General features: G+C 63.2%; 26 protein-coding genes. 11 read left to right on the forward strand and 15 right to left on the reverse strand.

Annotated features, from left to right (window positions below; translation table 11 throughout):
• Positions 1 to 86 precede the first annotated feature (86 nt).
• Positions 87 to 602 (forward strand): 2-amino-4-hydroxy-6-hydroxymethyldihydropteridine diphosphokinase, encoded by a 516-nt coding sequence (folK, locus tag MAXJ12_RS21060; protein ID WP_008838003.1) that lies wholly within the window; start codon positions 87 to 89, stop codon positions 600 to 602.
• On the opposite strand, the gene MAXJ12_RS21065 is transcribed toward folK, so the two are convergent.
• From MAXJ12_RS21065 to MAXJ12_RS21090, 6 genes are all read right to left on the reverse strand, one after another.
• Positions 599 to 1147, reverse strand: a complete 549-nt coding sequence (locus MAXJ12_RS21065) for a DUF924 family protein (protein ID WP_008838004.1) — start codon at positions 1145 to 1147, stop codon at positions 599 to 601. The genes folK and MAXJ12_RS21065 overlap by 4 nt on opposite strands.
• Positions 1148 to 1156: 9 nt before the next feature.
• Positions 1157 to 2986, reverse strand: a complete 1830-nt coding sequence (locus MAXJ12_RS21070; protein WP_008838005.1) for a monovalent cation:proton antiporter-2 (CPA2) family protein — start codon at positions 2984 to 2986, stop codon at positions 1157 to 1159.
• A 163-nt stretch (positions 2987 to 3149) separates the two neighbouring features.
• Positions 3150 to 3704 (reverse strand): hypothetical protein, encoded by a 555-nt coding sequence (locus tag MAXJ12_RS21075; protein WP_008838006.1) that lies wholly within the window; start codon positions 3702 to 3704, stop codon positions 3150 to 3152.
• Positions 3705 to 3814: 110 nt separating this feature from the next.
• Positions 3815 to 4891 (reverse strand): YcjF family protein, encoded by a 1077-nt coding sequence (locus MAXJ12_RS21080; RefSeq protein ID WP_008838007.1) that lies wholly within the window; start codon positions 4889 to 4891, stop codon positions 3815 to 3817.
• Positions 4888 to 6351: a YcjX family GTP-binding protein gene (locus tag MAXJ12_RS21085; protein WP_008838008.1), complete on the reverse strand. Its 1464-nt coding sequence runs from the start codon at positions 6349 to 6351 to the stop codon at positions 4888 to 4890. Before MAXJ12_RS21085 ends, MAXJ12_RS21080 begins: the two co-directional genes overlap by 4 nt.
• Before the next feature lie 73 nt (positions 6352 to 6424).
• A complete protein-coding gene (locus MAXJ12_RS21090) occupies positions 6425 to 6979 on the reverse strand; it encodes a SixA phosphatase family protein (protein WP_008838009.1) in 555 nt (184 codons plus the stop codon).
• A 188-nt stretch (positions 6980 to 7167) separates the two neighbouring features.
• Here MAXJ12_RS21090 and dksA point away from each other — a divergent pair, with 188 nt between their 5' ends.
• Positions 7168 to 7584: an RNA polymerase-binding protein DksA gene (gene dksA, locus MAXJ12_RS21095; RefSeq protein WP_008838010.1), complete on the forward strand. Its 417-nt coding sequence runs from the start codon at positions 7168 to 7170 to the stop codon at positions 7582 to 7584.
• An 85-nt stretch (positions 7585 to 7669) separates the two neighbouring features.
• Here dksA and MAXJ12_RS21100 read toward each other — a convergent pair whose 3' ends face one another.
• Positions 7670 to 8431 carry a flagellar biosynthetic protein FliO gene (locus MAXJ12_RS21100; RefSeq protein WP_008838011.1) on the reverse strand — a complete coding sequence of 254 codons (762 nt, stop codon included), beginning with the start codon at positions 8429 to 8431 and terminating at the stop codon, positions 7670 to 7672.
• Positions 8432 to 8723: 292 nt separating this feature from the next.
• Here MAXJ12_RS21100 and cckA point away from each other — a divergent pair, with 292 nt between their 5' ends.
• From cckA to MAXJ12_RS38260, 3 genes are all read left to right on the forward strand, one after another.
• Complete coding sequence (gene cckA, locus MAXJ12_RS21105; RefSeq protein WP_008838012.1) at positions 8724 to 11333, forward strand: cell cycle histidine kinase CckA; 2610 nt, start codon at positions 8724 to 8726, stop codon at positions 11331 to 11333.
• Between the two features lie 556 nt (positions 11334 to 11889).
• Positions 11890 to 12138, forward strand: coding sequence for a ParB N-terminal domain-containing protein (locus MAXJ12_RS21110; RefSeq protein ID WP_008838013.1), 249 nt, complete (start codon positions 11890 to 11892; stop codon positions 12136 to 12138).
• Positions 12139 to 12335: 197 nt separating this feature from the next.
• Entirely contained in the window at positions 12336 to 12512 is a 177-nt protein-coding gene (locus MAXJ12_RS38260; RefSeq protein WP_008838014.1) for a hypothetical protein, read from the forward strand.
• Between the two features lie 85 nt (positions 12513 to 12597).
• On the opposite strand, the gene MAXJ12_RS21115 is transcribed toward MAXJ12_RS38260, so the two are convergent.
• From MAXJ12_RS21115 to MAXJ12_RS21125, 3 genes are all read right to left on the reverse strand, one after another.
• Positions 12598 to 13032 (reverse strand): hypothetical protein, encoded by a 435-nt coding sequence (locus tag MAXJ12_RS21115; protein WP_008838015.1) that lies wholly within the window; start codon positions 13030 to 13032, stop codon positions 12598 to 12600.
• A 127-nt stretch (positions 13033 to 13159) separates the two neighbouring features.
• The gene (locus MAXJ12_RS21120; RefSeq protein ID WP_008838016.1) at positions 13160 to 14692 is read right to left on the reverse strand and encodes an acyl-CoA carboxylase subunit beta; all 1533 of its coding nucleotides are present in this window, start codon (positions 14690 to 14692) and stop codon (positions 13160 to 13162) included.
• Between the two features lie 86 nt (positions 14693 to 14778).
• Positions 14779 to 15219, reverse strand: a complete 441-nt coding sequence (locus MAXJ12_RS21125) for a VOC family protein (protein WP_008838017.1) — start codon at positions 15217 to 15219, stop codon at positions 14779 to 14781.
• 243 nt (positions 15220 to 15462) lie between these two features.
• Here MAXJ12_RS21125 and MAXJ12_RS21130 point away from each other — a divergent pair, with 243 nt between their 5' ends.
• Genes MAXJ12_RS21130 through MAXJ12_RS21140 form a run of 3 tightly spaced genes read left to right on the forward strand, consistent with a single transcriptional unit; the run spans position 15463 to position 17366 of the window.
• Positions 15463 to 16038, forward strand: coding sequence for a cold-shock protein (locus tag MAXJ12_RS21130; RefSeq protein ID WP_008838018.1), 576 nt, complete (start codon positions 15463 to 15465; stop codon positions 16036 to 16038).
• Between the two features lie 20 nt (positions 16039 to 16058).
• Entirely contained in the window at positions 16059 to 16562 is a 504-nt protein-coding gene (locus tag MAXJ12_RS21135; protein WP_008838019.1) for a DUF192 domain-containing protein, read from the forward strand.
• A gap of 36 nt (positions 16563 to 16598) precedes the next feature.
• On the forward strand, positions 16599 to 17366 hold the full coding sequence (locus tag MAXJ12_RS21140) for an alpha/beta fold hydrolase (RefSeq protein ID WP_008838020.1): 768 nt from the start codon (positions 16599 to 16601) through the stop codon (positions 17364 to 17366).
• A gap of 68 nt (positions 17367 to 17434) precedes the next feature.
• On the opposite strand, the gene MAXJ12_RS21145 is transcribed toward MAXJ12_RS21140, so the two are convergent.
• A complete protein-coding gene (locus MAXJ12_RS21145; protein WP_008838021.1) occupies positions 17435 to 17806 on the reverse strand; it encodes an SPW repeat domain-containing protein in 372 nt (123 codons plus the stop codon).
• A 331-nt stretch (positions 17807 to 18137) separates the two neighbouring features.
• Between MAXJ12_RS21145 and cysE the strand changes: the two genes are divergently transcribed.
• A complete protein-coding gene (cysE, locus tag MAXJ12_RS21150) occupies positions 18138 to 18983 on the forward strand; it encodes a serine O-acetyltransferase (RefSeq protein ID WP_008838022.1) in 846 nt (281 codons plus the stop codon).
• 161 nt (positions 18984 to 19144) lie between these two features.
• Positions 19145 to 19348, forward strand: coding sequence for a DUF3126 family protein (locus tag MAXJ12_RS21155; RefSeq protein WP_008838023.1), 204 nt, complete (start codon positions 19145 to 19147; stop codon positions 19346 to 19348).
• Between the two features lie 12 nt (positions 19349 to 19360).
• Here MAXJ12_RS21155 and MAXJ12_RS21160 read toward each other — a convergent pair whose 3' ends face one another.
• Positions 19361 to 20092 (reverse strand): hypothetical protein, encoded by a 732-nt coding sequence (locus MAXJ12_RS21160; RefSeq protein WP_008838024.1) that lies wholly within the window; start codon positions 20090 to 20092, stop codon positions 19361 to 19363.
• Positions 20093 to 20226: 134 nt separating this feature from the next.
• Here MAXJ12_RS21160 and MAXJ12_RS21165 point away from each other — a divergent pair, with 134 nt between their 5' ends.
• Positions 20227 to 20754 (forward strand): gamma carbonic anhydrase family protein, encoded by a 528-nt coding sequence (locus tag MAXJ12_RS21165; protein ID WP_008838025.1) that lies wholly within the window; start codon positions 20227 to 20229, stop codon positions 20752 to 20754.
• A gap of 105 nt (positions 20755 to 20859) precedes the next feature.
• On the opposite strand, the gene MAXJ12_RS21170 is transcribed toward MAXJ12_RS21165, so the two are convergent.
• The 3 genes from MAXJ12_RS21170 to MAXJ12_RS21180 form a co-directional block, all read right to left on the reverse strand.
• On the reverse strand, positions 20860 to 21465 hold the full coding sequence (locus tag MAXJ12_RS21170; protein WP_040587197.1) for a transglutaminase-like cysteine peptidase: 606 nt from the start codon (positions 21463 to 21465) through the stop codon (positions 20860 to 20862).
• Between the two features lie 334 nt (positions 21466 to 21799).
• Entirely contained in the window at positions 21800 to 22420 is a 621-nt protein-coding gene (locus MAXJ12_RS21175) for a PilZ domain-containing protein (protein WP_008838027.1), read from the reverse strand.
• 118 nt (positions 22421 to 22538) lie between these two features.
• Positions 22539 to 23011, reverse strand: a 473-nt coding sequence (locus tag MAXJ12_RS21180) for a PAS domain-containing protein (RefSeq protein ID WP_008838028.1), incomplete at its 5' end; no start/stop codon positions are given.

The following is a 23011-nucleotide window of genomic DNA, read 5'->3' on the forward strand; positions in this document are numbered from 1 at the left end:
CTTTACGGGCGTGCTCTGCGCAACGGAAAATCGACGGCCCGCGATTGGCCGCCGGCCGTTGCGGTGCATTATATCGAGGTGACGATTTGTCCGGCCACAATAGAGAGCGCGTCTATCTCAGCCTGGGCGGAAACCTCGGCGACCCGGCCCAGTCCATGGGCGCGGCGCTGCGGATCCTCGACGCCGACCCACTGACCGAAATCATTGCCGTGTCGTCGCTCTACCGCACGCCGCCCTGGGGTAAGACCGACCAGCCCGATTTCCTCAACGCCGCCGCCGAGATCGAAACGGGCCTCGCGCCGCGCGAGCTTCTCGACCTTTGCCTGGAGGCCGAGCGCAAGTTGAAACGTGTGCGCCAGGAGCGCTGGGGGCCGCGGCTTGTCGATATCGACATTCTGGTTTTCGGCGACCGGCGCATCAATGAAGCCGGGCTCGACATACCCCATCCGCGGATGCTCGAACGCGCCTTCGTGCTCGTGCCTCTGGCCGAGATCGCCCCCGATTACACGGTCGGCGGCGTCAGCCTCACCGAGCATCTCGGCAATATCGATCGCGCCGGCATCGAAAAGCTGCCTTCCGGCGGCGATTGGTGGAAGAGCTAACCGGCAAACCCGCCGCTATCGAGAAATGCCTGCTCCTCGGGCGTGGTTTGCCGTCCAAGCATCGGGTTGCGATGCGGAAACCGTCCGAAACGCTCGATGATGGCGTGGTGATCGAGTGCATATTCCAGGTATTTCTCTGCGCGCGCCCTGGTTATCTCGACTGAGAATTCCTGGTCTTCCATGTGCTCCGAGTGTTCGAACGGCAGATAAAAGAAGACCCGCATCTCCTCATCGAATTCCATGTCGAACCCGGCGTCGATGGCCTTCCTCGCAAAATGCCGGGCCAGCGGGTCGGTGGCGTACATGTGCCCGGTGCCGCGGAAACAGTTGCGCGGCAATTGGTCGAGCAGGATCATCAGCGCAAGCGCACCTTCGGCATTGTCGGCCCAGTGGTCGCACTGGCGGCGCGCTGCGGCCATATGCCGGTCCAGGAAGCGGCCGCGAAACTCCGCGTCGAACGACTCGTCCTTGAAGAACCAGCGGTCGGGACCCGCTTCACGCCAGAATGCTACGATCTCGGCCGGGCCGGCTTCACTGTCCTTCATGGGTCCACCTCATTTCGCCGTCGCCGGTTTGCCAAGCACGATCGCGGCCTCTTCGTTGAGCGCCTGGCCCGGCCGCTTCGGCTGGGTCAGTGGTGTCGGCACCGGCATGTTGCCTTTCATCAGGCCGCGGCCGGCTTTGATGCCGCCGGCAATCTGCAACTCCAGTCGCTCGGCGTCGCGGCGGCGCACATCCGCTATCACCTCGGCCGCTTCTTCCTCCTCCGCGCCGAGGTGCCGTAGCGTGCTTTCACCGAACAAGAGCGCCGATTCGAAGGTCTCGCGCATCTGGTAGTCGACGCCGGCGCGGATCAGCGCCATTGCATTGCCGCGGTCATAGGCGCGCGCCAGCACCGGAACCAGCGGAAACTCCGCCTTCATCTGCTCGGCGATCCTGACCGAGACTTCGGCCTTGTCGACGCAGATCAGAACCGCACGCGCCTTGCCGGCGCCGGCCGCGCGCAGGATGTCGAGTCTGGTGCCATCGCCATAATAGACCTTGAAGCCGAAATCGGCGGCGGCATGGATCATCTCCACGTCATTGTCGATGATCGATACGTCGATGCCGCGCAAAAGCAGCGGCTGACTGGCGATCTGACCAAACCGGCCGAACCCGATGACCAGAACGCTCCCCGTCAATCCATCGGCCACGTCGACGCCTTCCAGCGTCTGCTCGTCCGCCGGAGTGATCCGGCGCAGCACCACGATGGCCAGCGGCGTCAGCACCATCGAAATGATGATGATTGCGGTCAGCATGGCATTGGCTTGGCCGTCGATAATGCCGACCGCCAGAGCCGACGAGTAGAGCACGAAAGCGAATTCGCCGCCCTGCGCCATCACCACCGCGCGTTCCAGCGCTTCGCGATGGCCTGATTTCAGGAACCGCGCGACGAGATAAATGCCGAGCCCCTTCACGACCATGTAGGCCACGACATAGGCCGCGACCGTCATCCAGTTCGCCCACACCACAGTCAAATCGAGCGACATGCCGACCGCAAGAAAGAACAGTCCGAGCAGGACGCCGCGAAACGGCTCGATATCAGCCTCGAGCTGATGGCGGAAAGTCGATTCGGAAAGCAGCACGCCAGCCAGGAAGGCGCCCATCGCCATCGACAGGCCGCCGAGCTCCATGGCCAGCGCCGAACCGAGCACGACGAGCAGGGCGGCGGCGGTCATGACCTCGCGGGCGCGCGATTCGGCCAGTATGCGAAACAGTGGATTGAGGAGGTAGCGCCCCGCCAGCACCAGCCCGGCGATCGAGGCCAGCCCGATGCCGACGTCGATCAGGCGCTCTGCCCAGCTCATATCGGCCCCGCCGGGCGCCAGGAATGCCACCAGCGCCAGCAGCGGAACGATGGCGAGATCCTCGAGCAGCAGGATCGAGATCATGCGCTGGCCTTTGGGCGAGGCCATATCGCCCCGCTCCTCCAGCAACTGCATGACGATCGCTGTCGATGTCAGCACGAAGCCCGCGGCCGCGACGAAGGAAACGGCGACGGGAAAGCCGGTGGCCAGCCCGATGCATGTCAGCAGCAGCGCGCAAACGCCGACCTGGAGCATGCCGAGCCCGAAAATCTCGCGGCGCATGCCCCAAAGCCGCGAAGGCTCCATTTCAAGGCCGATGATGAACAGGAACATCACCACGCCGAGTTCCGCGACGTGCAAAATCGCTTCGGGATCGGAGAACAGGCCGAGCCCGAACGGCCCGATGACCAGCCCCGCCGCCAGATAGCCGAGGATCGACCCCAGTCCAAGACGCTTGAAGATCGGGACTGCGACGACGCCCGCCGCAAGCAGTGCCACGACGTGGACGAGATCGCTGCCTGCCGCTTCTGTCGCCATGCCTGTTTCCCTATCGAATGCCTGGTTCCGTCCGCCCTTAACGCAGGCGAACGCGAATGTCTTCGACAGGATATGGATTCGGCGTCGGACGGAACAGTGTTAAATGCGTTTTTGCGACCGTCGGCAGGTTCCCGCAATTGCCGCCGCCAGCCTTGAGGCCAGCCTATTCGGCGGTGATGGAGCCCACCGCGGTCGCGTCGACGCGCTTCAGGCTCATGCCGATCACCGGCACCAGTTCCTTTTCGACGCGAACCGAAACGGTGACGTTCATGGTGTTCTTGTCGGCGACGCGGGCCTGCATCACGCCCTTTAGCTGATTGCGGTTGATCGCGAGCACGACCTTGCCGCCGTCGACGACATTGCCTGAAACGATGTCGAGGCCCTTGCCCGCGGCGCCGTCCATGAATGTGCCCTTGTAGCCCTTCGCGCCCTTATGCTCGACGGTGGCGGACATCTTCTGGGTGAAGACGCCGACCCTGCACGAGCCATCGAGCGTCATGCCGAGCTTCTTGGCGGGCGTGGAGCCGTTGAAGGTGCAGTTGAATTTGGTGCCCTTGTATTTGCCGGCGACGATTTCGCCAGGTCCGCTCCAGTCGCCTTCGACGCTCTGAAAGAATTTGCGGTCGCGCTCAGCGGCTTGGGCGGAAGCGACGAAGCCTGCTGTCGCCACGGAGGCGGCAAGAACGGGCAGGATGGCGGACAGGATTACGCGTTTCATCGAGGGACACCCTGCTACAGGAACTGAAAAATCGGTAGCCCAACCATGAACAAGATTGGTTAATGCTTCGTCACCTGGCTTGATTTCCGCCCCGGCATTTCTCCATTGCGTCAGCTCTCCGGTGGCGGAGCGCCTGCCTGCTTTTTAGACGCGAAAGAGGTCAATGCCGTGAGGAAGTCGCTGATGCCGGGCCGCTTCACGGCAGTGAAGGGCAGGGGCCTGGCGGCCTCCATGGCGGCGATGCCGATGCGCGCCGTCATCATGCCGTTGACGACACCTTCGCCGAGCTTTGCCGACAAGCGGGCGGCCAGCCCCTGGCCGACGATCTGGTGAACGAAATCGTCACCGGCCGCGATCGCTCCTGTGACCGCGAGATGCGCCAGCACGCTGCGCGCCAGCCGGAAGAAGCCGAGCGTTCCCGGCCTTCCGCCGTAAAGCTCGGACAGCCGGCGTATCAGCCGGCCCGATTCGAACACGACATAAGCGATGTCGACCAGCGCGCGCGGACTAACCGCGGTGACCAGCGAGACGCGCTTGGCCGCGTCGAGGACCATGATCTTCGCCCGGGCGTCGAGCGGTGCCAGTATCTCGGTCTCTGCCAGGCGCACGAGATTCGCGCCGTCGATGATTTCGTTGCGCAACTCGGCAAGCGCTCTGCGGCCGGCCGCTGTATCCGGCTTGGCGGCGACCAGCGCAGACAAATCGTCGACCACAGCGCGGGCAGCCTTGGCATCGTCCCGCACAACCGCATCCAACGCCCGAGCGCGCAGCTTCTCCACCGACGCGAGGCGCGACAGGGCCAGCATCTCGCGAATGAGGATGATCACCAGCGCGACTGCCGCGATCACCGCCGTGCCGGCCGCCAGCCAGCCCAGCCATTCGGCGCGCTGGAAAAGCTCGCGGATCAACTGATCCGTCCACAGGCCGATGGCGAGCGAGACCAGAATGCCGAAGGCCCCCAGGAAGATAGCAGCCAATCGCGAACGCCGCTTCGGCGGGGAGGCGGGGGGCGGCACGCTTTCGGCGATATCCGGCTCGGCAAAGACGTCGATCTCGGCCGGCGTGACGATAGCCGCGTCCGGCCTGATCGCGCGCGGCTTGCGCGGTGCGTCGGCGACCGGCCGTTCGTCTCTTTGGGCGGGCTCCGGCTCGATGCGGAACGCAGCCGGTTTGCGGGGCGGCGTCATGCCAGATGATCTCCAATCAGGAACTGCAGCGCGCGGTCCAGCCTTATATGCGGCAGCGACAGGGTCACGCCCTCGGCCGTCTTTTCGAGTTTTGGCGGACGAAAGCGGACGATGCGCAGCGCCTCGTCCTGCGCTTTGCCCTCGCTTTGCTCAAAAGCCGTGTCAACTTTCGCCGGCAAGTCGCCGGGAAATATCGCGGTTTCGGTTTCGCCGTCGAAAATCTCGCCGCCGATCCGTTCGCCCTTGAGCGGGGTACCGATGATGACCGGCAGCGTCTCGCGACCCTGCTTGACGCTGCCCTCTCGGGTGGCGCGGATGGCCGCCATGGCCAGCACATCGACCGTCGCGCCCGAGAAATTGGCGCGCTTCACCGCCCGGTCCGCGATCCGCCGGACGATGGCCTGCAGCCGGTCGTGGCTCTCGTGGTGCAGGTGATCGGCCTTGGTCGCCGCCACCAGGATGCGGTCGATGCGCCGCGAGAACCAGTCGGTCAGCAAGCTGCCGCGTCCAGGCCGGAAGCAGGCGAGGATCTCCGTCAGCGCACGTTCCAGATCGGCCATCGCGCCAGGTCCGGCGTTCAGAGCCTGCATGGCGTCGATCAGCACGATCTGCCGGTCGAGCCGCGCAATGTGCTCGCGAAAGAACGGCTTGACCACATGCGTCTTGTAGGCCTCGTAGCGGCGCTCCATCATCGCGTGCAGCGAACCGCCTCGGGCGCGCTTGTCGCCGAGGCCGGGCAGGGGCGCGAAGGTCAGCGCCGGCGAGCCGTCGAGATCGCCCGGCATCAAAAAACGCCCGGGCGGCAGGGTCGACAGCGCCCGCTCGTCGAGCTTGCAGGCCTTGAGATAGGCGGCAAAGGCTTCGGCCAAGTTCCGCGCGACCATCTCGTCGGCGTCCGCCCCGGGATCCACAGTCGCGGACAGTCTGCGCCAGGCCTCGGAAAGCTCGGCCCGCACCGGCAGTTCCGTCAGTTCGAACGCCTCGCGGGAAAACTCGGCATAGCTCTTTCCCAGCAGCGGCAGGTCGAGCAGCCACTCGCCGGGATAATCGACGATGTCGACCGACAGCCGGCCGCGCGAAAACATCCGGCCCCAGCCGGACGCCGATTCGTATTCGATCGTCAGCCGCAATTCGGAGATGGCGCGCGTCGATTCCGGCCAGACCCGCGCCTTCACCAGCGCGTCGATGTGATCCTCGTACTGGAAGCGCGGCACGGCGTCGTCAGGCTGCTCTTCCAGGAAGGCCCGGGCGATGCGGCCGGATTTCTGGACCTCGAACAGCGGCAACCGGCCGCCATGGACAAGATTGTGGACGAAGGCCGAGATGAACACCGTCTTGCCGGCGCGGGAAAGCCCCGTCACCCCGACCCGGAGCGATGGCGCGAAAAGCCCGCTTGCCCGCCCCGAGAGCGTGTCGAGCGCAATCCGCGCCTCGTCGGTGAAACTGGTCAGAGACGCCAAGCGAATTCCCCGGACTGCCGATCCCCGCCATATAGGCCACGGGGCTGGCTTTTGAAATGGCGCACCGGAGGTGTCAAAGGTCGGCGGGCGTCAGGAAATTTTCCAGATAGCCGCGGCCGGGCGCTGCGTCTGTGAGGTTGCCCTCGAAGCGGATGACCGCCAGGCCCGAGGTCGGAAAGCCGGAATTCAGCGTCGCGCGCGCATTGTCGTCGCCGCTGCCGGAGACGGCCATAGCCAGATCCTCCATCATCGGATTATGCCCGATGATCAGCAGCGAACCCGCCGCGCCGTTGGCCCGGATGATCGACAGATAGCCGGCGGCGTCCTCCGAATAGAGCGCGTCCGAGAAGAGGACGCGGCCGGTGTCGGTGTTGCCGGCTATTCCCTCCAGCGTCTCTCGGGCGCGCCTGGCGTTGGAGCACAGGGTAAGGTCGGGAACGTAGCCGCAGGCGCGCATGGCGACGCCAATGGCCTCCGAGTCGGCAAGGCCCGATGCGTCGAGCGGCCGGTCGAAATCGCGCATTCCGGGCGCGGCCCAGCCGGCCTTGGCATGTCTCAGGAGAAAAAGCCTGCTGGCCAAAACGACCCCCGTTTTTGCCGCGACCGGCGGCCGATCGGCGAATGCCATGCCGGTTTAGCGGCGCCTGCCCTTTCGCGCAACACGCCGAAAGGCCAAGCCGGCCGCGGCATGGAAGCGCGCGAAGCCGGACTTTAAGTGCCACTAACAATTGCGTGACCTTCTTTACGAATGACCTTGTGCGACTTCGGGCCGGCGAATATATAGGCCCCGAAAAAAGGGGTACTGGGATGAGTCGAATGAACGCTCTCGCTGATGCCGATTACGTTCCCTCGGAAGACGAGCCGTTCATGAACGAGCGGCAGAAATCCTATTTTCGCGCCAAGCTCGTCACCTGGAAGAACGATATTTTGCGCGAAGCGCGCGAAACGCTGGAAATCCTGCAGCAGGAAAACGCCAATCACCCGGACCTCGCCGACCGCGCCTCGTCCGAGACAGACCGCGCCATCGAGCTCCGCGCCCGCGACCGCCAGCGCAAGCTGATCGCCAAGATCGATTCGGCGCTGCAGCGGATCGATGAGGGAACCTACGGCTTTTGCGAGGAAACCGGCGAGCCGATCGCGCTCAAGCGGCTGGATGCCCGTCCGATCGCCACGCTCTCCATCGAGGCTCAGGAGCGCCACGAGCGGCGCGAAAAAGTCTATCGCGACGACTGAACAAGCAAATAGCGAATAGTGAGTAGCGAATAGGGAAATTCGCTTGCAATGGCCGGTTCTCCGGCCATTTTTTATTCGCTATTCGCTACCTCTTGTGGCTCGAAAGCTCGCCAAGGAGCTTGGTCATCTCGTCGTCCAGCGATGGGACGGGCGGCCTCGCGGAATTCGTGGCCGGCTTTTCGTCGAGCGAGACTTCGAGTTCCTTTAGAAGTGCATCGTCCAGATCCTCCTGCTGCCTCACGGGCTTGAAGGATGATGGCTGCTGCGGTCGCGGCGCCGGCGTATAGCGATGCTCCTGCGGCAAGGGCGCAACGGTTGCCGCCGCCGGCATTCTCGGCGGCTCCGGTTTCGACACGGGCTGCGGCGTCGCCGCCGGCTCGCTTATGCTGCGGCCGATCGGCTGTGTTGCGGGCCGTTCCGGTGTGCGGGGCGGCGGTGGGGTTGCAGGCCGGGCGGGCGGCTGCTCGACAAGGCGCGGCCTCGGCAATTGCTGCGGCTGCGCGACCGCATCCCGGCTGCTGTCGCCGGTCAGGGCAGGGCGGCGCTGCTGGGTAAGCCTGATGTCGCGCTCCACCACGACGTCGGTCGGGCCGCCGATCAGAAGCAGATGCTCCATGTCGTCGCGGCGCACCAGCACCAGCCGCCTGTGACTGTCCACTGCCGTTGCATCCATCACCGCAAGACGGGTCTTGCGGTTGCGGCCGCCGGCGACAAATGTGCCGAAGGTGAGGCTGCGGACCATCTTGATGATGATCAGCACGATGAGCAGGAGGAGGAGCGCGGCGAACGTCCAAACGATCGCCTGGGTATATCCGGGACCCGCCAGTCCATCCAACCAGTCCTGCATCTTTTTCCCCGTATCGTTCTTGCCGCCCCAGGGCGACACTAGACCGTTGCAGCCGCCATCTGCAAGGTTCGTTTCACGGTTCGTGACGCGCTGAAATACGCTATCTCGCTCAAGGCCCGGCAAGGCCGGTTTTTCCCGGCCCATTTTCAGGCTAGAGCTATGCGCGTCGGGGAGAATGTGATTCAAGCGGTCTGCGCGTTGCGCAGCGTAGCAGAGCAAAATTTGCAGCGTCCTTTGCGCGTCCAATTAATGCACGCGATGCTGCAGTACCGGGGAAACAGGCAGGGGGCCTATGGCCAAGGAAACACGCGGCGATTTTTATCCGGTGCCTATCGTCGATCAGAACACGCGCCCCGGCGCGATAACGCGGCTCATCGTCTTCATCGTCGTCCTGACGGGCGCGGCGATCGTTTTCGGCCTTTTCCGCGAGAGCCTCGGCGATCCGTTCCTGCTCGGCATGCTCGGCGTGCTCGCGATGATCGGCGTCGGCTATCTCTTCGCCACCGCGATCGGCTTCATCCAGATCGCGCCGCGCTCTACCACGGACGAGCTGTCCAAGGCCTTCGTCGATTCGATGTCGCAAGGCCTGCTGGTCACGGACACCAAGGGCAGGGTCATCTACGCCAACCGCGCCTATGCCGATATGACTGGGGCCACCGCCGCGGCCGATCTGAAGACGGTGGAGAGCCTGCTTTCGGACGTCCAGGAAGCTTCGCCGACGATCTACCGCCTGGCGTCCGGCCTGCGCGACGGCCAGGCCGGCGATGGTGAGTTCCGTCTCCCCCAGGCCATCAGGCCGGGTTCGGAGCCCGGCGCGCGCTGGTACAGGGCGCGTGCGCGGACCTTCAAGGTTCCTGGCCAGCGCCTGCCGCTGTTTGCCTGGCAACTCGCCGATATTTCGAAGGAGCGCGCCGAGCAGGAGCGGTTCTTCCTCGACCTGCAGCAGGCGATCGACCATCTCGACCATGCGCCTGCCGGCTTCTTCTCCGCCGATCAGGACGGCCGCGTCACCTATATCAACGCCACGCTGGCGGAGTGGCTGGGCATCGATCTCGCCAGCTTCACGCCGGGCGCCACCACCCTGCACGAAATCGTCGCCGGCGACGGCATGGCGCTCATCCGCTCGGTCAAGGCCGATCCCGGTACGACCCGCAACGCCGTCATCGATCTCGACCTTGCGACCGCCACCGGCGAAGTTCTGCCGGTGCGTTTCATGCACCGCGTTTCGGCGAGCCGCGAGGGACTGAACGGGCCGACCCGCACGATCGTGCTCAACCGCACCCAGGGCGAGGATTCTTCCGCCGATCTCAGGGCTTCCGAGATCCGGTTTACGCGCTTCTTCAATTCCACGCCGATGGCGATCGCCGGCGTCGATTCGTCCGGCCGGATCGTGCGCACCAATGCGCCGTTCCTGTCGCTGTTCTCCAGCGTCGTCGACCGCGATGCGGTCGACGCCCGCGTGCGCCTCGACACGGTCATCCACGAGCGCGACCGCGCCGCCTTCGCGGCGGCCCTTGAAAAAGCCCGGCAGCGCCAAGCCGACATCGCGCCGATCGATACCGTGCTGCCCAACAATGAGGAGCGCCATATCCGCTTCTACGTCAATGCGGTGGCCGACGGCACAGGCGGCGAGGGCGCCGAGGAGGCCGCGATCGTCTATGCCGTCGAGACAACCGAGCAGAAGGCGATGGAAGGCCAGATGGCCCAGAGCCAGAAGATGCAGGCGGTCGGCCAACTCGCCGGCGGCATCGCTCACGATTTCAACAATGTGCTCACCGCCATCATCATGGCGTCGGATCTGCTTCTGACCAATCACCGGCCGTCGGACCCGTCCTTCCCCGACATCATGAACATCAAGCAGAACGCCAACCGCGCCGCCTCGCTGGTCAGGCAGCTTCTGGCGTTTTCGCGCAAGCAGACGCTGCGGCCGGAAGTCCTCAACCTGACCGACGTGCTCGCCGATCTCCGGATGCTTCTGGCCCGGCTGGTCGGCAACACCGTGAAGCTCAAGGTCGACCACGGCCGCGACCTCTGGCCGGTCAAGGTCGACATCGGCCAGTTCGAGCAGGTCGTGGTCAATCTCGCGGTCAATGCGCGCGACGCCATGCCGGACGGCGGCGAATTGACGGTGCGGACCATGAACGTCGCCGCAGCCGAGTGCCAGAAATTCGGCTACCGCGAACTCACTGCGGCCGATTACGTGCTGGTCGAGGTCGAGGATACCGGCAGCGGCATCGCACCCGACGTGCTCAAGAAGATTTTCGAGCCGTTCTTCACCACCAAGGAAGTGGGCAAGGGCACCGGCCTCGGCCTCTCGATGGTCTATGGCATCATCAAGCAGACCGGCGGCTTCATCTTCTGCGATTCGGAACCCGGCAAGGGCTCTGTGTTCCGCATCTTCCTGCCGCGCCATGTGCCGGGCGCCAAACCGGTTCTCGATGACGACGCCAAACCCATGGTCGAGGGCGACGCGAAGGCCGCGGAAGTCGCTGTCGCCGCGGCCAAGCTCTCGGATGCGGCGCGCGACCTGTCGGGTTCGGCCACCGTGCTGCTGGTCGAGGACGAGGACGCGGTGCGCATGGGCGGCATGCGAGCGCTTACCTCCCGCGGCTACACGGTCCACGAGGCGTCGTCCGGCGTCGAGGCCCTGGAGGTCTATCATTCGCTCGGCGGACAGGTCGACATCGTCGTGTCGGACGTGGTCATGCCGGAAATGGACGGACCGACGCTGCTTGGCGAGTTGCGCAAGATCAGGCCCGATATAAAATTCATCTTCGTTTCCGGCTATGCGGAGGACGCGTTCGCGAAAAACCTGCCGGCCGATGCCAAGTTCGGCTTCCTGCCGAAACCCTTCTCGCTGAAGCAATTGGCGACGGTGGTGAAGGAAGTGCTGGAAAGCTGACGTGACCATTGCCCGAGCCGCCTCGGGTCTTGTTCTTCGGGCCACGTGGAGGTCTTTCCATGTTTGAGGGCGCGCGAATACGTTCCCGCGCTTCTTCTCGAAGCCGGGGTGTGGGAAGCGGCGCATGGCAGCGACGCCTAATCAATTTTAGTTATTTGACGCGCTGCCATGCGCCGCCGGCGTTTTCTCCCCTGGCCGCTCCCGGCCCATCGCCCTGTCCCGGTAATCTGGGACAAAGCGCGGGCGCACAAGCGCGACCCGGGGCCGGAGCGCCCCGCACGACCATGCGGGGATCATCGCCGGCGCCACACTTCCCTGGATGCCGGTCGTGCACACCCGTTCCCCACCAGCAAGCTGCCGGGATGGAGTATGCGGGCATCGAGGGAGGGTGTGGACAAAGTTCAGGAAAACATTCCTGACAGATGCTGACAGGGTTGGGGCGATTGGCAGCCGACGTCGGCATCGCGGGCTCGCGCAAGCCAAGCGCAGCCGTCCATGGACATCCAAGTCCCGCGGCCCCATCTTGAACGACAACGGAGCACTAGCGGATCGGTTCATGCTGAGAGTCCAGAAATTCAAGATCGACGAAATCTACGTCCCGACGGCGCGACGAAAGACGCTTCACCCGGAAACGGTGCGGCTCTTGGCCGAGGACATTCTGGAGAACGGCCAGAAGACGCCGATCCAGGTGCGGTTCGACGGCAAGCGCCACATTCTGGTCGAAGGATTGCACCGGCTGGAGGCGAGCAAATGGCTGGGCGAAGCCTTTATCGACGGCTACCTGGTCCAAGCCAGGCGGCATTAGACATCGCCTCCCGGTTGCGCACATTGCGCGTATTGCGTGCTATCCTGCCTCGGCCTAGAGTGAGTCGGGTTCCTGGGCGTACATCATAGCTTCTGCGGAGTTATTTCAGTCGGCATGGCAAGGCCGGCGCAAGCAACGACAATCATCTTGTGGGCGAGTTTGTTCGTTGAGTTTGACATTCGGGCGAGGGGAAACCGATGTTGCATGCCATTGACGACTGCGCCAAGCGGCGGCTGACCGAGCGCGTGGATATTCTGACCGCGATCAACATACTGAAATCGCGCGGCTATGATGAAGAGCAGCTCGTGTCGGAGATCACAAAAATCTTCTACGTCGATCTCGACGAATACAACGAGATCATACGCCATTCCTGAGCGGTCCGGGCGATGGCCGAACGGTCAATATCATCCGCGACCCGCCCCTGCGGCGGGCCGCATGCTGGCAACTCCCCGTCGGCGCTTAGCCGATGATCAGGTCGCGCAGCCTTGCGAATATCCCGGTCCTTGGATTTATAGCGGACCGGACGTGCCGGGCGGCGGTAGCCGCGGTGACAGTTTCCCCGAAATGGCAATAGCAAACGATTCCGTGCAACTGCCAATCCGACAGTTCGAAGAACCGTTTGGCTTCGCCATAGCTGTCGTTCTCCAGGCCTTCGGCGCGAAGGACCGGATCATCGAACGCCACCGACAACGGCGAGCCGGAACCGCGCATCGTCGCACGGGCCCCGCCGGCTTGGTATTCCGTGCCGTGAAGCGTTGCGAGCCGCCGCTCGGGCCTACTTTCGAGAAGTCCCGCCCAACGTTCGAGGCGCTCCCTCCGCGTCATTACGGGGCGAGCGAGGTCCGGATGGACCTGGGCGACGGCTTTGAGGTCTTTTAAAGTCTGGTGCTGCATGACGGGCTCCTTGTTCAGGTGCGGCCCCCTCCTGCGCCAAACTGCAGCTTGACTCCACTCCGGCTTCGTGTCCAGTCACGATCTATGAATTTGTAAAGCCTCACCGAATCGTGGCGAGGACACGCCGTCAAAGCGGAATGTTGTCGTGCTTCTTCCAGGGATTATCGAGATCCTTGTTCCGCAACATGCGCAACGCCCGCGCCACTCGGCGTCGGGTCGAATGCGGCATGATCACCTCATCGACATAGCCGCGCTCGGCGGCAACAAAGGGCGACAGGAAGCGATCCTCATAAGCCTTGGTGTGGGCGGCGATCTTGTCCGGATCGGAAATATCCTTGCGATAGATGATCTCGACCGCGCCCTTGGCGCCCATCACAGCGATCTGCGCCGTCGGCCAGGCGTAGTTCATGTCGCCGCGCAGGTGCTTTGAAGCCATGACGTCATAGGCGCCGCCATAGGCCTTGCGCGTGATCACCGTGATTTTCGGCACCGTTGCCTCGGCATAGGCGAACAGCAGCTTGGCGCCGTGCTTGATCAGCCCGCCATATTCCTGCGCGGTGCCGGGCAGGAAACCTGGCACATCGACGAAGGTGACGATCGGGATGTTGAAGCAGTCGCAGAAGCGCACGAAGCGCGCCGCTTTGCGGCTGGCGTCCGAGTCGAGCACGCCGGCCAGCACCATCGGCTGGTTGGCGACGAAACCGACCGTGCGGCCCTCGACGCGGCCGAAGCCGGTGACGATGTTCTTCGCGAAGCTCGGCTGGATCTCGAAGAAATCGCCCTCGTCGGCAGTCTTCAGGATCAGCTCCTTGATGTCGTAGGGTTTGTTGGCATTGTCCGGGATCAGCCTGTCCAGCGACAGATCGTGGTCGGTCACGGACTGGTGGCACTCGATTTCGGGAAGCTCGGCGGTGTTGGAGGCCGGCAGCAGGTCGATAAGCCGCCGCATCTGCAGCAGCGTATCGACATCATTGTCGTATGCGCCGTCGGCGATTGACGATTTTGTGGTGTGGATTGATGCGCCGCCAAGGCTCTCGGCGGTCACCGTTTCGTTGGTCACCGTTTTCACCACGTCGGGTCCGGTGACAAACATATAGGAGGTGTCGCGGACCATGAAGATGAAGTCGGTCATGGCCGGCGAATAGACGTCGCCGCCGGCGCAGGGGCCCATGATTACGGAAATCTGCGGGATGACGCCGGAGGCCAGTACGTTGCGCTGAAATATCTCGGCATAGCCGCCGAGCGCGGCGACGCCCTCCTGGATGCGCGCGCCACCTGCGTCATAGAGGCCGATGATCGGCGCGCGATTGCGCAGCGCCATGTCCTGTACCTTCATCACCTTCTCGGCATGGGCCTCCGAGAGCGAGCCGCCGAACACGGTGAAGTCCTTGGCGAACAGGAAGACCGACCGGCCGTTGACCGTTCCCCAGCCGGTGACGACGCCGTCGCCGGCGATCTTCTGCTTTTCCATACCGAAATCGGTCGAGCGGTGTTCGACGAACATGTCGAACTCCTCGAACGAGCCCTCGTCCAAAAATATGTCGATGCGCTCGCGGGCCGTCAGCTTGCCGCGTTTGTGCTGGGCGTCGATGCGCACCTGGCCGCCGCCGGCCCGTGCGATCTCGCGCCGACGCTCGAGTTCGACCAATACGTCTTTCATTGAACATCCCTCGGCACGTACTTTGCCAAGGGTGTTACCATGCCGGAGAAGGAGTGCAAGTCAGGCTGGAGCCGGGGCGAGCGTCCCTACCAGGTACCGGTATTGCCCATCGAGGCCCATGGCTCGGCCTTTTCCAGCGCCGGCCCTTTCTGCAGGAGCTCGATCGAAATGCCATCTGGCGATTTGATGAAAGCCATGTTGCCGTCGCGCGGCGGACGGTTGATCGTCACGCCCATATCCATCAGGCGCTGGCAGGTCTCGTAGATATTGTCGACCTCGTAGGCGAGGTGGCCGAAATTGCGCCCGCCCTTGTACTCCTCGGGATCCCAATTGTAGGTCAGCTCGATCAGCGGAGCCTTTACCGTGACGCCGGCATGCTCGTCTTCGGGTGCGGCCAGGAAGATCAGCGTGAAACGGCCTTCCTTGTTCTCGAAGCGGCGCACTTCGACCAGGCCGAGCTTGTTGCAATAGAAGTCGAGCGACGCGTCGATATCCGTGATGCGGACCATTGTGTGGAGATAGCGCATGTGTTTGCTCCGGCTGCCCTGATTTGCGCCGGAACATAGGGCGGCGCAGCGGGATGCGGCAACCCGGAAATGACCCGCTGCAACCAGATCATGAGCGGCGAGCGTCATTCTCCGGGTGAAACAGGTGAAAAAAGGCACGTCAGGTCTTGCGCTGTTGGGAAGTCGCAATGCTATTCTCGGTAGCAGAATCAGTGGCTGCGTTTCTGGAAAGGGTGCGTTCGGATGGGGGAGAGGGCCTCTTTCATGGGGCGAGACTTGGAAGCGGATGACGCCTTGGACCGTGGCGAGGGCGGCGACGCGGCTGGTCTGGTCGAGATTTCCGGGGCGATCAAGTGGTTTGACGTAGCCAAGGGCTACGGCTTCATCCTGCCCGACGACGGCGTTTCCGGCGACGTTCTCCTGCACGTGACCTGCTTGCGGCGCGACGGCTTCCACACCGCTCTCGAAGGCGCGCGCGTCGTCTGTCTCGTCAAGAAGGGCGAGCGCGGCATGCAAGCGTTCCGGGTCATCTCCATGGACAGTTCGACGGCCGTGCATCCCGCCGAGATGCAGGAGCAGCGCACCCATGTGGCGGTGACCGCCGAGAGCGGGCTGGAGCGGGCGCTGGTCAAATGGTTCAACCGCACCAAGGGCTTCGGCTTTCTCACCCGCGGCGAGGGCACTGAGGACATCTTTGTCCATATGGAGACGCTGCGCCGCTACGGCCTGACGGAGCTTCGCCCGGGGCAGGTCGTGCTCGTTCGCTTCGGGCGCGGCGAAAAAGGCCTTATGGCTGCCGAAATTCACCCCGATATCGGGACCTTGCCGGTCTCGCATTGAGACCTGACAGGATTTTTTCGATGGCGCCTTCCCGCATTGCTGCATGGATGGGCGGCCTTGCCGCCGCATTTGTCGTTTGCTTTTCGCTGCAGACGCCCGTCGCTGCGCAGGAGCAGGCGATGGAGCTGCCGGTTCATCCGGAACCGCTGATCGCCGAGACCGACGAAGGCGAGCGCTCCTTCACCATCGAGATCGCGGACGATCCGGGCGAGCGCTCCCGCGGTCTGATGTTCCGGCAGGAAATGGACAATGACCATGGCATGCTGTTCGTGTTCGAAGAGAGCCAGCCTGTGGGTTTCTGGATGAGGAACACGCCGCTGCCGCTCGATCTGGTTTTCATCGGGCAGGACGGCAAGGTGCGTGCGATCGAGAGGGGCGAGCCGTTTTCCGAAGCGCCGATCGCGCCGGGCGAACCGGTCCAGTTCGTGCTCGAACTCAATGCAGGAACCGCAGCCGAGGCGGGTATTGAGAATGGAGACCTGATCCGCCATCCGGCCATCAGCCAGGCCGCCGGCGCCAACTGACCAATGGTCTCAATTCTAAAAGGAATCGCAGGTGCCATGCAGTCATTCTCCCATGACGGTTTCGATCTTGCCTTCATCGATCGCCAGCCCGAGCACGGCAGCGGCGAACCGGTTCTGCTGATCCACGGCTTCGCCTCCAGCGCGCAGGTGAACTGGGTCTCGCCGGGCTGGATGAAGACGCTGGGCGATGCAGGGTATCGTGCGATTGCGTTCGACAATCGCGGCCACGGCGCTTCGTCGAAGAGCTACGAACCCGCCGACTATACGCCTCAGAAGATGGCCGGCGACGCGGCGGCGTTGCTCGACCATCTCGGCATCTCCCGAGCCCATGTGATGGGCTATTCGATGGGCGCGCGCATTGCCGCTTTCCTGGCGCTCGCCGAACCCGCAATGGTGGCGACGCTGGTCTCCGGCGGATTGGGAATAGGCATGGTGGAAGGCGTAGGCGATTGGGATCCGATCGCCGACGCGCTTCTGGCGCCCGATCCGTCGAAGATCGAGGACCGGCGTGGACAGACTTTCCGCGCCTTCGCCGATCAGACCAAAAGCGACCGGCGCGCGCTCGCCGCCTGCATTTCGACGTCGCGGCCCTTGCTTTCCGAAGAGGAGGTCAGCCGCATCGCCGTTCCGACCCTGATCGCGGTGGGAACCACCGACGACATTGGCGGCTCCGCCTCGGAACTCGCCGGCCTGATGCCGAACGCCCAAAGCTTCGACATTGAGGGTCGCGACCACATGCTGTCGGTCGGCGACCGCACTTTCAAGAAGCGTGTGCTGGAGTTCCTCGCAGCCAACCCGCTGTAGCGAGGGAGGGGATATCTCTTCTCCATGGATGCGCCGACGGATAGCTCCGCCGGCGCACAGGTTTCAAGCTAATCTTCGAGGTCGCGGTTCCGGTCCTGCCAGAGTTGCAGAAGCGCAAGCGCTGCCACGGCCGCGCCGAGCGCGATGTGCCAGTTGCGCAATGTCCCGGCATATTCCAGCACGAAGGGCGACGCCATCATCCAGACGCCGCCAAGCAGCAGCAGGAATTCTTCCCATCGGCGCAGGAATATCTGTTCCAGACCGCCCAGGATCACGATGGCGGCGCCTACGATGGCCGTAGCCGCAACCATGGTGGTGTTGCCGGTGGTCTCGCCGAACATCGGCGATACGAGGATCGCGGCGCCGAGGACCATCGTGACGATGTCCTCCCAGCGCCGATGTTCGATCAGGCCCCAGCCTGTTCTGTCAAATGTTGCCATGACGATACTCCTCTCAGGCTACTTTGAGCGTAGCTCAAACGCCCGTGAGGACTTTGGCGTCGTTTGTCGAACTCCTCGACGGGCGTCCGCATGTGCATTATCGCAAAAAACACCAATAAGATCAACGATATCGTCCGCCAACGCGATAAGCCGTCCACTGATGGGCGCTGCGGATCGGCAGCCTGCCGATCAAGGGATCGTTTTCCACGATCGCTTGATTCCGTCTGAACCAAAACCATTTGAACAAGCACTAAGGAAAATTGAGTTCAATCATGCCGGGGTCTGGAGTATATGTCCGCCTGACGTGAACGAGCGGCAACGGAGACCGTCGATGACGACCAACAATGCAGCGCGCCCAAGCCTCAAGCCGGTTGATCCGATCTGGAGTTCCGTTCGCGACGAGGCCGCCGAGGCGATATCGCGCGACCCGCTGTTGTCGGCGTTCCTCTATTCGACGATCCTCAACCAGGAGAGCCTCGAAGACGCGGTGATCCATCGCCTTGCCGAGCGCCTCGACCACCGGGATGTCGGGGCCGATCTGATCCGGCAGACCTTCAAGACCATGGTGCGTGAGAACCCGGACTGGTCGACCACAGTCCGCGTCGATATTCAGGCCTACTACGATCGCGATCCCGCTTGCGACCGGTTCTTCATGCCGGTGCTTCATTTCAAGGGTTTCCACGCGATCCAGACGCACCGCCTGGCGCATTGGCTCTGGAACCGGGGGCGCAAGGATTTCGCACTCTACCTGCAAAGCCGCTCATCCTCGGTGTTCCAGACCGACATCCACCCGGCCTCGAAGATGGGAATGGGCGTGTTCATCGACCACGCGACAGGGCTGGTGGTCGGCGAAACGGCGGTGATCGAGGACGATGTCTCGATCCTGCACGGCGTCACACTCGGCGGTACCGGCAAGGCCGGCGGCGACCGTCATCCGAAGATCCGCTACGGCGTGCTGATCGGGGCCGGCGCCAAGATCCTCGGCAATATCGAAGTCGGCCACTGCTCCAAGATCGCGGCGGGTTCGGTCGTGCTTGCGGCCGTTCCGCACAACAAGACGGTTGCAGGCGTGCCGGCCCGTGTCGTCGGCGAGAGCGGCTGCGATCAGCCTTCCCGTCAGATGGATCAGTTCCTGCCGTCGCAGCCCACGGACAGCACCGTCAGCTTCGACATCTGACGGCTGACGGACTCGTCCGCGGCCGTAGCTGGACTCCCTGGTATTCAGCGCTAGTTGGACGCCTGTAGCGGGCGATGTTCGGCGCTCGCCTTTACATCGCCATCCCTGACGTGCCAGAAGCGCGTTCCAAATCGAACGCACCCGCCACCGGGAGAACAGCCTTGAAGCCGGATGAAATCAGAAAACTCGACGCCTTCTTCAAACGGACATTCCAGAATCCGCAGATGCAGGTGAAGGCGCGCCCGCGCAAGGAAGACTCGGCCGAAGTCTATGTCGGCGAGGAGTTTCTCGGCATCGTCTTCAAGGACGAGGAAGACGGCGACTACAATTTCTCGATGGCGATTCTCGACATCGATCTCGCCTGATCTCCGGGCCGCTCAGCGCGCGGTTTTCAGTATGCGGGATGTTTCGGCCAGCACGGCGGCGTCCAGCGCCCGCCAGTCGGCCAGCAGTTCCTTCGGAAAGCGGTAGGACAGGCTGAGATTCTCTCCGACCTGAACATCGCGCTCGCAGGGCGCGAGCGATTCTTCCGCGCTCGATCCGCTGAGACAGCGGGCCACGAAGGGGTGATCGCCCGGGCGCTCGGCGACCGCCAGCACTTCGTTCAGATAGCCGGATTTTTCGGTAAAGCCGTAAAGCATCACGCCGTTCGGGCCGGGAATACCCGGCTTCACGATCAGTGAACTGTATATGGGCGCGAAGCGGCCGCTCATGTCGCGCGACATCATGCGTTCCTCGAAAGACAGGAAGATGATGCGCCTCGATCCGCCGGCATGGTTGAAGTCTTCGCGCGCGGCGGTGCTGTAGCCGCTCATCTCGGGCCAGCGCAGATAAAGATCAAGCCGCGAGGCGATGCCGTCGCGCCGCGCCCGTTCGAAGCGGATGGCGTTCGCCGGAACGGCGATGACATCATTGCCGATGACGATCTCGTGCAGCGTTTTGTCGTCGGTATGGCCAGCCATTGCGATCGAGCGGCCAAACCATCTGCCGCCGGCGCTGATTGCGGCCGAGAGCAAAGCGAGCAGCGCAAAGGCGCAGAACACCTTGAACATCAGCGACGAATCGACCGTCCTGATCTCGGGTCCATCGGCTGCTACGGGCTGGTTCATCAAGTGCGTTTCGCAGGTTCCATGCAGCCCAAACCATGCGGCCTTTATGGTAAACGGCGGGTAAAGACGGACCTATCGCCTTGCGCCTGGCGTGGTGCTCCATCTAGATTCGACAACAACGCCAGGGAGAGACAATGCCGCTCTACGCAATCGACGGAACCGCCCCGCAATTCGAGGACGAGAGCAGCAACTGGATTGCGCCGGACGCGACCTTGATCGGAAATGTCCGGCTGGGCCGCGATGTCAGCATCTGGTTCGGGGTGGTGATCCGGGGCGACAATGAAGCGATCGTCATCGGCGCCGGGACGAATGTGCAGGAGCACACGATCATGCACACCGATCCGGGTTTTCCGCTGACGGTCGGGGAGGGCTGCACGATCGGCCATCGCGCCACCCTGCATGGCTGCACTATCGGCGACAACAGCCTGGTGGGCATGGGCGCGATCGTGCTGAACGGCGCGCGCATTGGCAAAAACTCCCTGGTCGGCGCCGGTGCGCTGGTGACCGAGGGTAAGGAATTTCCGGACAATTCGCTGATCGTCGGATCACCGGCCAAGGCGGTCAGGACGCTAGACGCGGACGCGGCCGGACAGTTGCGCGCTTCGGCCGAGCACTATGTCGGCAATGGCCAGCGCTTCAAGGCCGGCCTTTCGAAACTCTGAGCAGAAAAAAGGTGGAGCCGGCCCGGGGACTGGGCCGGCTCCTAAACCCGGTCGTGGGGACGGGGAGGGTGGGGACTCGACCGGGCTTTTCGGTGACCTTGGCGGTTAGCGCACGCTGGCGACCGCGTCGGCGCGGCCGTCATTGATCTGGACCCAGACGCCGGAGTTGCGCTCCGACTGGCGCTTCAGGAAGGTGTATTCGGTATCGGTCCAGGCGAGCACGCGCGGCTCGAGATTGTCGAGCACGAACTCGCCACGGCTGGTGCGCATTGTGAGCACAGCGTGGCCGGCGCCGCTCGGCTGGCGCACGACAGTCAGTAGAAGATCGCCGGCGGGCACGCCGAGCGCCATCAGCTGACGCCGCTTTTCCAACGCATAGTCCTCGCAGTCGCCTATGCCCTCAGGATAGGACCAGACTTCTTCGCGGCCCCACATCTCCATGTCGGTGCGCGGCGTGACCATCGTGTTGACGGCGTTGTTGATCTCGACCATCGCCGCCCAGAGCCCGCGCGTCAGTTCGACCGGCGCTCCGCCCGATGACTTCAACCGGCATTCATCCGGCTGGCGCTGGCAGAATTCGTAGTGGCCGACCGGCTGCGTGGTGCGGCCGCCTGTCGGCATGAAAGGTTGCGCAGCATTGGCGGTCCCCACCATGGCGGCGAGCCCCGCAATCACCGCCAACAGCAACGATGTCCCCGTCGTTCTTGTCATTGTGGTATGTCCCCGTTTGAGGAGACAGTGCCACAGGTTGATTTATTTGACGCAAAAACGCGAAGTAGATGTTGAGTAAAAACCGGTTCGAATTAAGGAAATACAATAATAAAACTAAACTCGAATAATAACAAAATTCGATTCAAATTTGAATGAATGTTCGGAATTCCGCTGGATCCCTCACTGCCACGTTGGGAAATCGGTGCGAATATCCCGATCGCCAGTCATCCCGGCGCATCGCAGTACTGGCCTGTCTGTCATGGCGACGGGACGCGGTTTGGAACGCAAAAAGCCGACCAAACAGGCCGGCTTTCAACAAATTTCGTAGCGTCGATCAGGCGCCGCGGGGCGCGTTGAACTCCGAGTCGAGTGTCTCGGGCCTTTGGATAACAGCGAATTCAATCGCGATGCCGTCTTCGAAGTGTCGCACGACCTGTCCGCGCATGGTGCCGAGAATGACCTGGATGCCCAACGCGGGCTTCACCTCGATTTCGACCGCAGCGCCGGAAAGCGACAGATCGATGATCCGGCACGGATATTGGCGGCCATCCGTCAGATGCAGTGAACTCAGCGGATTGCGCGGTGCGACGCGCTCGTGGCGACGGTCTTCCGGCAGGTCGAGCTCGTGCTTGTTGGCGAGCCAGGTCAGCTGCGCGGCGAGTTTGTCCTTCTTGCGGTCGGACGCAACCACCGTCATGGCGAAGCCATCCTGCAACGTCCGGGTCAGAACGCCTTCGACGCGGCCGATATGATCGATATAGGCGATGATCTTCTCGCCGGGCCTGCCCGTGCGTTCGCAGCGAAGCGCGACATTGCCGGGCGACATGTCCAGAACCTGACACGGGTGTTCGGTGCGGTCCTCGAGCATATAACGGCCATAGATTTTGACGCGGACGCGCTGAAAATTGCGCCTCTCCGCCCTGGATGGCGAGTAGTCGACGGCGGCTAGCTTCATCACTGCCTCAATCCCGCTCGAATTCTCATTCGCGCTTATTCAGGAAATATGGCCAGAAAATACAACAAAATAGGTTAATAACGGGTAAGCCGAACCCACCCTGGAGTTGAAAGTCCCGTTATTCGTCGCGTCCGCCGGGGAGCACCAGGAGGTGCCGGATGCGCCGCGCCGAACCGAGCGGTGGTTCCGAGTTGGACAGCGCGCTGTAGCTCGGCTCGAGCGACGGTACGGTGACCGCCGGCCGGTTCTTCAGATACATCGGCTCAAGGTCGGGATCGACCACTCGCACGGATTCAAGCACTGCGTCGACGACGGGGTCGGCGCCGAGCCAGAACGGCCGGCCGGCCGCCGAAATAACGCCAAGCGAACGCGGGCTTTCCACGCCGCCGTCGAGCGGCAGAAGCAGCAATTCGAATGAGGTTGAGCGCCCGTTGTGGCTGTGCCCCTCAAAGGCCATCACGACGACGGATTTGGACTGGAACACCCCGTGCGCCAGCTTTGCGACCAGCCGCTGGTCCGACGCGCGCCAAAGCGAAGGAAACGAAAAACCCTTCAACTCGCGGCCATAAATGGCGCACAGGCGGGGGGCCG

Source organism: Mesorhizobium alhagi CCNWXJ12-2, from assembly GCF_000236565.1.
Lineage (GTDB): Bacteria > Pseudomonadota > Alphaproteobacteria > Rhizobiales > Rhizobiaceae > Allomesorhizobium > Allomesorhizobium alhagi.

Coding starts and splice junctions, on each gene's coding strand:
- MAXJ12_RS21160 (WP_008838024.1), bottom strand. CDS start 20,092: ATGAACCAGCCCGTAGCAGCCGATGGACCCGAGATCAGGACGGTCGAT.
- dksA (WP_008838010.1), top strand. CDS start 7,168: ATGAACGCTCTCGCTGATGCCGATTACGTTCCCTCGGAAGACGAGCCG.
- MAXJ12_RS21070 (WP_008838005.1), bottom strand. CDS start 2,986: ATGGCGACAGAAGCGGCAGGCAGCGATCTCGTCCACGTCGTGGCACTG.
- MAXJ12_RS21110 (WP_008838013.1), top strand. CDS start 11,890: ATGCTGAGAGTCCAGAAATTCAAGATCGACGAAATCTACGTCCCGACG.
- MAXJ12_RS21130 (WP_008838018.1), top strand. CDS start 15,463: ATGGGGCGAGACTTGGAAGCGGATGACGCCTTGGACCGTGGCGAGGGC.
- MAXJ12_RS21125 (WP_008838017.1), bottom strand. CDS start 15,219: ATGCGCTATCTCCACACAATGGTCCGCATCACGGATATCGACGCGTCG.
- MAXJ12_RS38260 (WP_008838014.1), top strand. CDS start 12,336: ATGTTGCATGCCATTGACGACTGCGCCAAGCGGCGGCTGACCGAGCGC.
- cysE (WP_008838022.1), top strand. CDS start 18,138: ATGACGACCAACAATGCAGCGCGCCCAAGCCTCAAGCCGGTTGATCCG.
- MAXJ12_RS21065 (WP_008838004.1), bottom strand. CDS start 1,147: ATGAAGGACAGTGAAGCCGGCCCGGCCGAGATCGTAGCATTCTGGCGT.
- MAXJ12_RS21175 (WP_008838027.1), bottom strand. CDS start 22,420: ATGAAGCTAGCCGCCGTCGACTACTCGCCATCCAGGGCGGAGAGGCGC.
- MAXJ12_RS21090 (WP_008838009.1), bottom strand. CDS start 6,979: ATGGCATTCGCCGATCGGCCGCCGGTCGCGGCAAAAACGGGGGTCGTT.
- MAXJ12_RS21120 (WP_008838016.1), bottom strand. CDS start 14,692: ATGAAAGACGTATTGGTCGAACTCGAGCGTCGGCGCGAGATCGCACGG.
- MAXJ12_RS21115 (WP_008838015.1), bottom strand. CDS start 13,032: ATGCAGCACCAGACTTTAAAAGACCTCAAAGCCGTCGCCCAGGTCCAT.
- MAXJ12_RS21145 (WP_008838021.1), bottom strand. CDS start 17,806: ATGGCAACATTTGACAGAACAGGCTGGGGCCTGATCGAACATCGGCGC.
- MAXJ12_RS21165 (WP_008838025.1), top strand. CDS start 20,227: ATGCCGCTCTACGCAATCGACGGAACCGCCCCGCAATTCGAGGACGAG.
- MAXJ12_RS21080 (WP_008838007.1), bottom strand. CDS start 4,891: ATGACGCCGCCCCGCAAACCGGCTGCGTTCCGCATCGAGCCGGAGCCC.
- MAXJ12_RS21075 (WP_008838006.1), bottom strand. CDS start 3,704: ATGAAACGCGTAATCCTGTCCGCCATCCTGCCCGTTCTTGCCGCCTCC.
- MAXJ12_RS21100 (WP_008838011.1), bottom strand. CDS start 8,431: ATGCAGGACTGGTTGGATGGACTGGCGGGTCCCGGATATACCCAGGCG.
- MAXJ12_RS21140 (WP_008838020.1), top strand. CDS start 16,599: ATGCAGTCATTCTCCCATGACGGTTTCGATCTTGCCTTCATCGATCGC.
- MAXJ12_RS21135 (WP_008838019.1), top strand. CDS start 16,059: ATGGCGCCTTCCCGCATTGCTGCATGGATGGGCGGCCTTGCCGCCGCA.
- cckA (WP_008838012.1), top strand. CDS start 8,724: ATGGCCAAGGAAACACGCGGCGATTTTTATCCGGTGCCTATCGTCGAT.
- MAXJ12_RS21170 (WP_040587197.1), bottom strand. CDS start 21,465: ATGACAAGAACGACGGGGACATCGTTGCTGTTGGCGGTGATTGCGGGG.